The 12935-nt window shown below is 69.5% G+C and carries 5 protein-coding genes; 4 read left to right on the top strand and 1 reads right to left on the bottom strand.

The annotated features are described in order from the left end of the window. Positions 1-6 precede the first annotated feature (6 nt). Complete coding sequence (locus tag ACTZWT_RS15200) at positions 7-909, bottom strand: thioesterase II family protein (protein WP_444770512.1); 903 nt, start codon at positions 907-909, stop codon at positions 7-9. 95 nt (positions 910-1004) lie between these two features. Between ACTZWT_RS15200 and ACTZWT_RS15195 the strand changes: the two genes are divergently transcribed. The 4 genes from ACTZWT_RS15195 (at position 1005) to ACTZWT_RS15180 (ending at position 12934) form a co-directional block, all read left to right on the top strand. Continuing rightward, on the top strand, positions 1005-1898 hold the full coding sequence (locus ACTZWT_RS15195; protein ID WP_444770511.1) for a phytanoyl-CoA dioxygenase family protein: 894 nt from the start codon (positions 1005-1007) through the stop codon (positions 1896-1898). Positions 1899-2367: 469 nt separating this feature from the next. Next, positions 2368-2610 carry an antibiotic biosynthesis monooxygenase family protein gene (locus ACTZWT_RS15190; RefSeq protein ID WP_444770510.1) on the top strand — a complete coding sequence of 81 codons (243 nt, stop codon included), beginning with the start codon at positions 2368-2370 and terminating at the stop codon, positions 2608-2610. 96 nt (positions 2611-2706) lie between these two features. Beyond that, on the top strand, positions 2707-5973 hold the full coding sequence (locus ACTZWT_RS15185; protein WP_444770509.1) for a non-ribosomal peptide synthetase: 3267 nt from the start codon (positions 2707-2709) through the stop codon (positions 5971-5973). A 28-nt stretch (positions 5974-6001) separates the two neighbouring features. Then, entirely contained in the window at positions 6002-12934 is a 6933-nt protein-coding gene (locus tag ACTZWT_RS15180) for an amino acid adenylation domain-containing protein (protein WP_444770508.1), read from the top strand. Position 12935: the final 1 nt, after the last annotated feature.

Genomic DNA, 12935 nt, shown 5'->3' with positions numbered 1-12935 from the left:
CGCCCTTCAGGGTTTTGGTGTTGGCAGGGGGATGGCGGACCGTGCGGCCGAAGCCGGCCCAGGGTCGGCGGAAACCGGGCGCGTGACCGCGATCAGCTCCGTAACAAGGCCGGCTAAAGCGGCCGTGGCGCCGCTCCAGGGAAAGTGGCCCGAGTCGAGCGCGCGGAAGCGGACGGGGCCGGCGCAGATGTCGCGCCACGCCTCGTATTCCTGGTCAGAAACCGACGGATCGGCGAGCAGCCGGATGACCGACAGCGCGCAGCGCAGCGCTGGCGCATCGCCGGGCCGGTAGGTCTCGCAGGCCTCGATGTCGGCTCGCAATTCCGCTTCCTGCGTATCGCCGATCAAATCGCCGAGGCCCGGTCCGACGGCTCCGAAACACTCGCGCAATTCGGCGAGCAGGCGGGCGCGAGGCAGTCGGTGCAGCGGAGCGTCGCATGGCGGCCGGCTCGGCGAGCGGAATCCGGAGACGACAAGATGCAGCCGCTGCGCGACGGGAGCTTCGAGCCGCTCCAGCGCAACGGCCGTCTCGAAGGCGAGCAAGGCGCCGAAACTGTTTCCCAGCAGCGTCAGCCCGGCACTTTGCGGATCCAGCGCGAGGGCGATCTCCCCGGCCACCGCACCGGCGATCCGCCTCGCATCCGCAATCAGCCGGCCGCACGGCTGTCGCGGGACAGCCACCGTGGCGATGGCCAGATGATCAGGCAGCGCGGCTGCGAGGCCCATGCAGGACAGCACGGATCCGCCCGCATGGGGAAAACAGATCACCACCGGGGCGCCCTCGATCCGCCGGATCCAGCGCAGGATCGCGGGCGCCGGGGGCTTGTGGTCGGGTTCGGTGGACGGCCTCGCCTGAATCGCCGTCACGAAATCGATCGCGGCTGGACAGTGCCCTTCGATGTGCCGCATCGTGTGCGCGTCGTGGTCGATGGCCGCCCGGCAGCGCGCCCGGCGCTTTGCTCTACCCGCGCTTGCCCGCGAGGATGCAGGCCGGACAGAACGTCTTGCCGCAGACCATTGCAGGAGATTGCATGCCGAATCACACCGCGGCCATGGACGAAGACGCCATCCAGGCTCTCGACCGGGACGGCGCGATCTGCCTGAAGGGCGCCTTCGCGCAGCATTGGGTGGACGTCGCGGCGGAAGGCATCCGGCGCAATCTCGAGCACCCGAGCCCGATGTTCCAGAGCTTCTCGCCGGAAGGCCAGGGCGCGTTTCATTCCGACATCTGGTCGCGCCGGATCATCCCGCAGTTCGAAAGCTTCGCGCTGGAATCGCCGGCAGCCGCGATCGCCGCCCGCTGCCTGCGCACCAGCACCGTCCGGCTGCTGCAGGACACCTGGTTTTCCAAGAGCCCCGGCACGCAGGCGCGCACGCCCTGGCACCACGACAATGTGGTCCTCGGACCGTTCTGCTCGGTCTGGGTCACGCTCGATCCGCTGCCGCGCGAGGCCGCCCTTGAATTCGTGCGCGGCTCGCACCGCTGGAATCAGCTGTTCATGCCCGCAAACTTCTTCGAGAACGCCGAGCAGGACCTGCCGGCGGTCGAGGAATTTTACGCCCGCTATCATGGGCAGTTCGACATCGCGGCCAGCGAGACGTTCTCCCGCGTGCCCGACATCGAGGCCCGCCGCGATGACTACGACATCCTGAGCTGGGACATGGAGCCGGGCGACTGCCTCGTCTTTCACGCCCGGACACTGCACGGCTCTGCGGGCAATACCCTCGCGCACGACACCCGTCGCATGGTCACCCGCTGGGTCGACGAAACCGCGGTGCTTGCCCCGCATGGCCGCACGGTCGTCGACCGGCTGGTATCCGATGGATTCGAGGTGGATCTCGCGGTCGGCGCGCCGATTCGCGGAAATCTGTTTCCGGTCATCTCGCCCTTCGCCTGACGGATGACAGGGCCTGTGAGACGACCTGCGGGCCCCGCCGTCCGGCGCAGGCGGCCGCGCTCCGGTCCGCCTCGGGGATTCCGCGCCAGCCGCGAAGCGGCTACGCAAGGCTGACTTCGGACCCGCCATTCCCATCCTTTGTTCGGACGACCACCGACCCATCGCGGTAAGCGGGCTCCTGTGCCATTGTACCGTGACACTTTGCACGCTTTATGTGATTCGCACGCAATAGTTGATGCTTTCATTCAGTCGCAATTTTGAATTGCCTTATCTACTAATTGAAAACATTACGTGAAAATACTGATAATAAACAAAAAATATGCCAGTTGCGATTCAGTCTTCGCGCCTGTATGCCGACTCTACAACTTTGGATGGAGGAATCGCTGTGGCTAGTATGTTTATGACAATCTCTCGCTGTCACGTTAAGGCCGGGAGCGAGAAGGATGCGCGCGCCCTTCTCGAAAAGGAAATGCTCCCCAACGACGGCAAGAAGCCGAAAGACGTCGTCGAAGGTCTGGTGGGCTTTGGACTGATGAAGTCCAAGAAGGATCCGTCCATGTATGGCATCGCCACGGTGTGGGAAAGCGAAGCCGCTTTCGACAAGATGTCCTCCAACCCACGCGCCAAGGACGGCGGCGGGATCGTCGAAAAGCTGCAGAAGCTGTGCGACGGCGACATCAAGGGCGAAGGCTTCTACATCGAAAGCCTCTGATACTTCCCGACGGCGGACGATGATCCGCCGACGATCAGGCGACTCGCAAGGCCGGCGTCGATATGCCGGTTGCGGGTCGCCTTTGTAACTTCGTGCGTGGCCGGCACGTCGCGGCGCAAGGATAATGCCAGCCATTTCGGCGCGGCATCCTGGATAGAAGCCGACAGGCAGTGGCTTCCCGGCCGTCTCACGCTGAACCAGCCGGGGCACTGCAGTCCTACAAAGGAAAAAATGGCCCGAGGTCCGATCGAAGACATCTACGGCCTTACCGAAATGCAGCGCGCGATGCTGGTGCGGTGCGTCAGCTATCCTGATCAACCACTCTACATGGGCCAATGGTGGGCGCTGCTGACCGGTCCGCTCGATGCGCCCGGGTTCTGCGCGGCATGGGCGGCGGTCGTGGCACGCCACGCCGCACTGCGTTCGGGCTTTCACTGGGAGCTCAAGGGGCCGCCGGCCCAGATGGTGCTTCCAGCCCCCGCCTTCCAGGTCGAGCGCGTCGACTGGACCACGCAGACCAATTGGCGCTCGGCGCTCGATGTCCTGCTTGAGGACGACCGCGCCAATCCGTTCGATGTGCGGCGTCCGCCGCTGATGCGGGTCCGCCTGCTGACGCTCGCGCCCGACCGCCATCTGCTGGTGTGGACTCGCCATCACCTCACGGTCGACGGCTGGTCGCTGGGCGACATCCTGAACGAGGTGCTGACGCTCTACCAAGGCGCAAGCATTCCGCCCGCCGCCTCGTTCCGCCGCTACGTGGAATGGTGGCAGGGCCGCGACGGTGCTGCCGCGTCTCGGCACTGGGGCGCCGTGCTGGCCGACTATGCGCCGGACCCCGCGATTCGCAATTTCGCTGGATCGACACCGCGCATCGGCGAGGCGGCAAGCATTCTCCCCGCCGAAATCGCCGAGCGTCTCAACCAGGTCGCGCGAACCGAGCGGCTCACCTTGAGTACCCTGGTGGAAGGCGCGTGGGCACTGGTGCTGGCGCGCACCAGCGGTGCCGACGACCAGGTGTTCGGGTGCGTGGAGACGGTGCGTCCGCCGGAACTGCTGGGCGACAGCTCGACCCATATGGTCGGCCCGCAGATCGGCGTTTTGCCCAGCCGAATCCGCCGCGACCGGACGCCGCTACGTCAATGGCTGGCCGAGCTCCAGGTCGCCCGGGCGGCGGGCCGCGAGGCCGGACCGATCGGGCTCGACACGATGCGCGACCTGCTCGGCCTGCCAAGCGACGCGCTGCCGCTCCGCAGCCTGATTGCGGTTCAGACCTATCCTCTGGCGCTTGCCACCGCCTTTCGGGCAGCCCGCCTGGAGATCGCCGACAGCGGCGACGTCACGCTGCCGGACATGCCGATCAACCTGATGGTCGAGATCGGCGAGACCTTTCAGCTCCGCTTGATGTTCGACCACCAGCATGCGTCGGCGGAAGACGCCAGCCAGTTGCTCGACATGCTCGCCACGGCGCTGCAGCGGCTGCCGGCGGGGCTGGATGCGCCGGCCGAGGCGCTCGACGTGATGCCGGCAGTGCTGCGGACCAAGATCGAAGCCGCGCTGCAGGGCCGGCCGCTGCCCGCGCCGGCAGGCACGGTGCTGGACCTGATCCTCGCGCAGATGCGCGCGCAACCGGACGCCCCGGCCATCATCGCGAACGGCCGCATCTGGTCCTATGCCGATCTCGGCGCCCGCGCGGCTGCCGTTGCGGCGCGACTGGCAGCGGACGGCGTGCAGCCCGGCGCGCGCGTCGCCCTCATGCTCGATCATGGCCCGGAAGCGGTGGCCGCCATTCTCGGCATTTTGTGCGCCGGCGCGGCCTATGTGCCGCTCGATCCCGATGCGCCGGCCGAGCGGCGGTCGATGATCCTCGACAGCGCCGGCATCGTGGCGGTGGTGACCTGCCGGGCGTCGGCCGACGCATTCCCCGGCGTCGCCACCTTGTTGGTGGAGGATATCGAGCCGGGGCCGTTTGGTCTGGACGCAATGAAGCAAATGGCCGCCGCCGACGAGGCCTATGTGATCTTCACATCGGGCTCCACCGGGCAGCCGAAGGGCGTCAGCGTCGGCCACGATAATCTGCGCTACCACGTCGCAGCCAGCGCGGCGGAGAATGCCGACCTGCCGATCGACCGCTTCCTGCTGACATTCCCGATGTTCTTCGACGGCGCCGTGACCGGGCTGTTCTGCACCCTGTGCGACGGCGGCACGCTGGTGATGCCCGATGCCGCCGCGTCGCGCGATGTCGATGCGCTGGTCGCGCTGATCCGCGGCGCCGACGCTACTCATGTCTGCATGACGCCGTCGCTGTGGGCGATGCTGCTCGATGCCGCCGGTCCGCAGGGCCTCGCGGGCGTGCGGATGGCCAAAGTGGCTGCCGAGCCTTGCCCACCGGCCCTGGTAACAACTCATGCGGCCCGCGCCCCGCAGGCCGTGCTGTGCAACGAATACGGCCCGACCGAAGCGACCGTGTGGGTCTGCGTCGAGCGCTGTCGGCCTGAGACCACCGGCGCGAGCGTCGCCATCGGCCATCCGATTCCCGGCACGCGCCTGCATGTGGTCGATGCCGAAGGCCGACCCTGCCCGTTCGGCACGATCGGCGAACTGATCGTCTCCGGGCCGGCGGTGGCGCGGGCCTATGTGGGCGCGGCGCCGGGTGTCGAGTTGCGGACGACGCCTTTTGGCAGCCCGACATATCGCACCGGCGATCAGGTCTCCCTCGGCTTCGATGGGCGGCTGTCCTTCCATGGACGTCGCGACCGGCAGGTGAAACTGGCCGGCTATCGTATCGAGCCGGGCGAGATCGAAGCCGTTCTGCAGGCCCAGTCGGGCATTCTGGAAGCCGCCGTGGTGGTCGAACAGACCGACGGACAGCCGGCGCGGCTGGTGGCGCATCTCGGAGCCGGAGCCGACGCGCCGGATGACGCCGAACTGCGCCGGCAACTCGCCATCAAGCTTCCCGCCTACATGATCCCCCGCGCCTACCTGCGGCATCGCCGCCTGCCGCGCAGTGCGAACGGCAAGGTGGACGCGGCGGCGCTGCCTCCTGCGCCTCTGTCGATCGCCACCGATGCCCCGCCGCAGGGTCCGCTCGAAACCGCGCTGGCCGCGATCTGGAGCGAACTCCTCGGCGGCGCCAAAGTCGGGCGCCAGGACCACTTCTTTGCGCTCGGCGGCAGCTCGCTGCTCGCGATGCGGATGATCGCCCGGGTGCGCCGGGATCTCGCGCTGCCGGCGACGCTGGCGGACCTGTTCGAGGCGCCGCAACTGTCCGCTCTGGCGGAACGGCTCGATGCGGCCTCCGACAAGGTGGAGCCGGGCCCCGCTCTGGCCGTGCGTCGACGCACGCGGGTGGAGCTACCAACTTGATCGTCTCTCACCAGCCGGGATGCCGCTGATGGCGAACGGCTATATCGCGGGGCTCTCGTTCGGCCAACGTCAGATCCGGATGGCGGAGTTGCTGCGGCCGGGACGCACGCTGTTCGCGATGCCGCTGCTCGTGCACATCTCCGGGCGGGTCGATATCAATGCCCTGCGCGCCGCTCTCGATACGGTGGTGCGGCGCCATGACGGCCTGCGCGCCGCCTTTCCGCTGGTGGACGGCGCCCCGGTGCAGGCCGTGGCCGACGACTGCTGTTTCCCGCTCCCGGAGATTCGCAGCGGACTTCCCTTTGCCGGCGCAGCCTTCGAGGCGGAGCTGCGGGCGCGGGCGCAGGCGATGGTGGACGAGCCGTTCGATCTCTCCGCCGGACCGCTCGCCCGGTTCTGCCTGCTGATCGCCGCGGATGCAGGCGCAGCACTGGTGGCGGTGTTTCACCACATCGTCTGCGACGGCGCCTCGCTCGAGCTGTTCCTGCGAGACCTGACCGCAGCCTATGACGACGTGCTGGCCGGACGCAGCGATGCCCGCCCGGCTTTATCACTGCAATTCCCCGATTTCGCCGATTGGGAGCAGGAACGTTTCGGAACGGCAGGGCCCGCTTCGGACGCCGCAATGGCGGCTTGGCGCGACCGCCTGCGGGGCGCGCCGGCGCGGCTCGACCTGCCCTATGGCCGGCTGCCGGGCGACACCGCCGCCCGGTCGGCACAGGCCGATCTGCACCTGCCGGGCGGCGTTTCGACCGCCCTCGCCGCTTTGGCGCGGCAGCACAACACCAGCGAATTCAGCTTGTATCTCGCTGTGCTGTTCGTCGTGCTGCGGCGATGGAGCGGCCTGGAAGATCTTGTGGTGACCATTCCCGCCTCCCGGCGCGACCGGCCCGAGCTTGCGGACCTGATCGGGCTGATGGTGGATACCCTGCCGATCCGTGCCGCGGTGGCGGCGGATGCGCGCTTTCCCGCGGTTCTGGCCGAGGTGCGGGATGCGCTCCGCGCCGCCATGGCGCATCGCGAGCTGCCGTTCGAACGCATCGTCGAGGCAAGCGGCGTCGAGCGGCGCGGCGACGCGGCGCCCTTCATGCAAGTGCTGTTCGGAGCCGCCGAGGCGCCTCCCGCACCCGTCACCGCACAGGACGGCAGCCGTTTCGAGATCCTGCCCGAGCAGCTGGAGCAGGAAGCGAAGGCCGATCTGTCGATCGTGTATGCCAGCTCGGCGGCCGGCCTGCGGCTGTGGTGCCGTTACGACGCAAGCCTGTTCGACGCCGCCAGCATCGACGCCGTGCTCGGCTGCTTCGGCCGCATCGCCGAAGCGCTTGCCGCGCAGCCGGAGCAACTGGTCCTGGAGATCCCGCTGCAGTCGGCCGCGGACGGCGCGGCGCTGGTTGCACGCTTCAACACCTCTGCGCTGGCCTATGAGCGCGACACCAGCGCCATTGATCTGTTCTTCCGGGATGCAGCGCGGCATCCCGACGCGATCGTGATCGAAGACAACGGCATCTCCCTGAGTTTCGGCGAACTCGCCGCGCGGGTGCGCCGGCTGGCCACCGTCCTCGCCGCCGAAGGAATGCTGGCCGGCGACGTGGCGATCCTCGCGCTGCCGGTCTCGGCAGCGCTCATCGAAGCGCAACTGGCGGTGCTGGCGCTCGGCGCCGCCTACGCGCCGGTCGATCCGTCCCTCGCTTCGGAGCAGCGCGACCTCCGCGCGCGCGGCGTCGGGGCCCGGCATGCCGTGGTGCTCGACCCCGCCCAGGGCACGGCGGGATGCACCACGCTGCACTGGAGCAAGCTCGTCGCCGATGCGGCGACGGCGGCGCCGTTCAGCGGATGCGCAATCGCGGCGGCAAGCCCGGCCTATGTGATGTTCACCTCCGGCTCCACCGGCGCGCCCAAGGCCGTATCCGTGCCGCACCGCGCCATCGTGCGTCTGGCGCGCGCGCGCGGCCTCGCGGCGCCGGGACTGCGCGCCGCGGTCTATTCAAATCCCGCCTTCGATGCCTCGACGCTGGAGATCTGGCTGCCCTTGCTCAACGCCGGCACGCTGCTGCCGGTGGATCGGATGGTGGTCATGGACCCACGCGCCCTGCGGCTGTTCCTGGCCGAGGCGCGTATTTCGCTGCTGTGGGTCACAGCCGGGCTGTTCCAGCAGATCGCCGCCATCGACCCATCCGCCTTTGCCGGCCGGCGCCTCGTCATCACCGGCGGCGACGTGGTCAATCCGGTTGCGGCGCGGGCGGTTCTGGCGGCCGGCCGCGAGCAAGGACTGGTGCTACTCGATGGCTACGGCCCGACCGAGAACACCACTTTCAGCACCACATTCGACCTTGCCGGCCTGCGCGACGACGAACTCAGCGTCCCGATCGGCACGCCGATCTCCAACAGCACCGCTTATGTGCTGGATCCCGCCGGTCGGCCGCTGCCGCCGGGCCTGCTCGGCGATATCTGGGTCGGCGGCGACGGCCTGGCGCTGGGCTACACCGGCGACCCGGAGCTGACCGCCGAGCGGTTTCGCCCGGACCCGTTCGCGACGTCCCCCGACGCACGCATGTATCGCACCGGCGACCTCGGCCGCTGGCGGACGGACGGCAACATCGTCTTCCTCGGCCGCGCCGACAGGCAGGTGAAGATCCGCGGCTTCCGGGTCGAACTGGGCGAGATCGAAGCGGCGCTCGCCCTGCACCCCGCCGTCGGCGAAGCGGCGGTGGTCGCGCCCCGCCGGGCGGGAGGCGACCGCGACCTGCTGGCCTACGTCTCCGCCAGGCCGGGCACCGCGCTCACTGCGTCGGAGCTGCGCAACCACCTGCAGGCGCGCCTGCCGCGGCCGTTGTTGCCGCAGGCCTTCGTGATCCTGGACCGTCTGCCGCTGAATGCGAATGGCAAGATCGACGCACGGGCGCTACCTCCGGTCGAACTGGCCGATCCACCGACCGAAGCGCCGCTCGAACCCCGCACGCCGGAAGAGCGCATCCTGGCCCGGATCTGGGGCGATCTGCTCGGCAGCGCACAGATCGGCGTGCAGGATAATTTCTTCCATGTCGGCGGCGATTCGATTCTCACCATCCGCCTGGTGGCCCGCGCTTACGAGGCCGGCCTCGACATCGAGCTGAAGCACGTCTTCGAACAGCCCACCATCGCCGGCCTCGCCGCCATCGCGGTCAGCCGCAGGCGCGCGGTGCAGGCCGAGGGCCACGGCGCCCGCCTCAGCGTCGAGCTGGTCGCCGCCGCCTGCGACGACCGCAATCCGTGCCGCTTCGTCAGCATCGCCGTCGGGTCGAAGGTCTCGGCGGTGGATGTCGGCTATGCGATCCAGCGCCTGGCCGAGCGGCACGACGCGCTTCGCCTCGTCGTCGTCGAGGATGCCAGCGGACGCTCCATCGCCGTGTCGGACTTTCTGCCCGCCGTCCCGGTGCGCTACGTCGATGTGCCGGCTGGGACGCTCGACGATCTCGAGCGCTGGATCGCGGATCATAGCGGCCGGCTTTCGCGCGGCATCGACCTTGCGGCCGGGGTGACCATCGCGGCCACGCTGGTGCAGCAGCAGAGTTCGTCGGGCGCCGGCTACACCGTCGTACTCGCTTTGCATGAGGCGGTGGCGGACGACCGCGCTTTGCTTCTGCTCGCCACCGAACTCGAAGCCGCGCTGGCGGCGGGACCTGACAGCGCCCGCCTGCCGGCTCCGCCGTTGAGCTTTTCCCATTGGCTTGCCTGGCTCGCCAGTCACGCGGCCAGCCTCGCCGTGCGCGATGCGGCCATGGCCTGCGAAGCCGCACAGGTCGATGCGCCGCCGCTCGTCCTTGACGCAGCGGAGCCCGCCGTGCCCGGGGCGCATCTGTTGCTGGACGGCGGCATATCGCGGCGGCTGCTCGATGATCTGCCGGGCCGACTCAGCGTCTCGCTGCTGGACGCGCTGCTGGTTGCGCTCGGCGCGTCGCTGGGCGGTGCACCGGCGATCGAGGTCGTGGACGGACGCCGCATTCTGCCCACGGAGGCGCCGGCCGCGGCCGGCCTGATCGCCAATCTGGATGCCGTGCTGCCGCTGCGGGCCTGCGCGCCCGGGCCGAGCTTCGGCATCCGCCTGCGCGAAGCCAAGGCGGCGCGGCAACGCGCCGAGCCGCTCGGTCTCGCCTTCAGCGCGGTGCGGTCGGCGTTTCGCCTGGCTCAAGCCGAGATCGGCCTTGCCGTCATGCCGGCACCGGCTCAGGACCCAGCGATCCGGCTGCATCATTTGCCGAGCTTTTCTCCCTCGGTGCGCGCGAGCCTGACTGCGCAGGTAACCGGCGGGCGCATCGCGCTCGGCTGGTCGGGGGCAACACCCGGACAAACGCCGGCGGCGATGCTGGAGCAGATCTCCGCTACGCTGCACGCGATCGCGGACTGGTCCCGGGCGCAAGACGCTCCCCTGCTCACGCCCGAGGACTTTCCGCTCGCCGGTCTCGACGCCGCGACGCTCGACCGCGTGGCGGGATCGGCCACCGACATCGAAGACATCTACCCGCTGTCGCCGATGCAGGAAGCGATGCTGCTGCATTCCCTGAGCCGGCAGCACTCGGTGGTGAATTTCGAGCAGAGCTGCATGCGGTTTCGCGGCCCGCTCGACATCGCCGCCCTGCGCAAGGCCTGGACGCTGGTGTTCGACCGCCACCCGGTGCTGCGCACCGTGTTCCGCTGGCGCGGATTGGACCGTCCGCTGCAGCTGGTCCGCCGACTCGCCGGCCCGCCGGTGGAGCTGGAGAGCTGGCCCGCCTTCAGCGCCGAGCGCCTGCAGCAACGTCTGGCCGAGGACCGCGCCGCGGGTTTCGACCTGAAAGCCGGTCCGCTCGCACGCCTGATCTTGATCCGCGTCAGCGGCAGCGAGGCCTACCTGATCGCCAGCTTCCACCACATGCTGGCGGACGGCTGGTGCCTCGCCCAGTTGGAGCGCGAGGCGCGTGCCGCCTACGAGGCGTTCCGCCGCGGCATCCCGCCGGCGTTGCCGCCGCCCGCCCGCTTCCGCGATTTCATCGCCTGGAGCAGCACCGTCAAACGCGCCGGGATGCGCGACGCCTTCGTGCCGCTACTCGCCGGCGCGCCATCCCAACCGGCGCTTTGTCCGGCGGGCAACGGAGCTGCCTGCTACGTCACGGTCCGGCGCCAGCTCTCGGCGCAGGACAGCAAGGCGCTACGCGATCTGTCGCGGCGGCGCGGCCTCACCATCGCGGCGCTGGCGCATCTCGCCTGGGGGCTGTGGTCGGCGGCGCGGCGCGGCTGCCGCGACACCGTGTTCTGCACCACCGTGTCCGGCCGGCCGCCCGAGGTGCCGGGCGTGGAGCAGATGGTCGGCCTGTTCATCAACAATCTGCCGGTGCGGCTGCGCTTCGAGACCGGCAGCACGGTGCTTGCGCTCGCCGAAGACATGCAGCGGCAGATCGCAGCCCTGCAGAGCCAGTCGCAGGTCTCGCTGATGGAAGTGGCGGAGGCTGCAGGCATCGGCGATCGCGCGTCGGATCTGTTCGATACGCTGCTGGTCGTGGAGAACATGCCGTCCGGGTCAGACGCCTGGACCGGCGCGGGCCTCCGGGTCGACAGCGTCCACAATGCGCTGAAGTCCGCTTACAGCCTCACCGGCGTGGTCGTGCCCGGCGAACGCATCGGCCTGTCCATGGTGCTGCCGGACGCCGATGGCACCGCCGCCGCGATCGGTGAGCAGATGATCGACGAATTCGCGGCCGTGTTCGCCGCCTTGCCGGGCGCCATCGATCAGTTCGTATCGGCCATGCCGCTGCCCGCGGCGGCCCCCGTCGCTCGCGTGATCGCCGTGAAGCCCAGCGAGGCCGCCGGCAGCGCCGCACCGATCCAGCTCCGTCCGCGCCATCCGGACTCATCCGAGCAGACCGTTCTCGACGTGCTGTCGACCATCATCGGACGCCGGCTGGGAGTCACGGAGGACTTGCTGGCGGCTGGGCTCTCCTCGCTCGGCCTCGCGACCGCCGCGGCACGTCTGTCGACAAAGCTCGGGCGGCCGGTGCCGGTCACCGCGCTAATCGAGCATCGCAGCGCCGCCGCGCTGGCGCGCGCCGTGACGGCGAAGCCGGTCTGGGATGCGGTGGTGCCGCTGACCGCCGGCCGCGGCGAGCCCTTCGTCTGCGTGCATCCGATCGCCGGCGATGTCAGTGCCTTCCTCGAAATCGCCCGCGCCTTTCCGCCGTCGACGCCGTTCTGGGCGCTGCAGGCGCCCGGGCTGGAGCCCGGCCAGCAGGCGCCCGGCTCGGTGGCCGAACTCGCGACCGCCAATCTGGCGGCGCTAGCCCGACGGAATCTGCCTGCCCCGCGGCTGCTCGGCGGCTATTCGTTCGGCGGCATTGTCGCCTATGAGATGGCGTGCCAACTCGCCGCGCGCGGCACGCCGCCCGAGCGTCTCGTCATCATCGACACGCCCGCCCCGCTCGGCAGCCACTCCATCCTGCCGCACGACCCCGACCGCGCCGAGGCGGAATGGCTGGTGCGGATGGCCGGCGTGCGCGCCCGTCATCACGGCACCGCGTTGAGCCTCGGCATCGACGAGCTGCTGCCGCTCGGCACCGAAGCCCGGTTCGAATTCGCCACGGCGCGGATGCTGGACGCCGAACTGATCGCTCCAGAATCCGATGCCGCCTGGCTCGGCCGCAGCTATCGCGCCAGCCGCGCGCTGTACGATGCGTTCCTGGCCTACTCCCCGGCGCCGGGCGCGCCGGGCGCGCCGCGCGATCTGCCGCTGGGCCTGGTGCGCGCCTCTTCGGTCGGCCAAGGCGACCTCAGCGAAGCCGACATCGCCATCCTGTCGGCGCCCGACATGGGCTGGTCCCGGCTGGTTGATGGCATCCTCGGCGTGCGCACGGTCCAGGGTGATCATGTTTCGATTCTGTCGGGAGCGGCGGCCGCGCAAACGGCGGCCGCCATCGCCGGCTTTATCGCCCGCCCACGCGCTGCATTCGGATAGG

It is taken from the genome of Rhodopseudomonas sp. NSM (genome assembly GCF_052445935.1).
GTDB lineage: Bacteria > Pseudomonadota > Alphaproteobacteria > Rhizobiales > Xanthobacteraceae > Rhodopseudomonas.
Note: the sequence above shows the minus strand (reverse complement) of the source record. Positions and strands in the feature narration are given on the sequence as shown.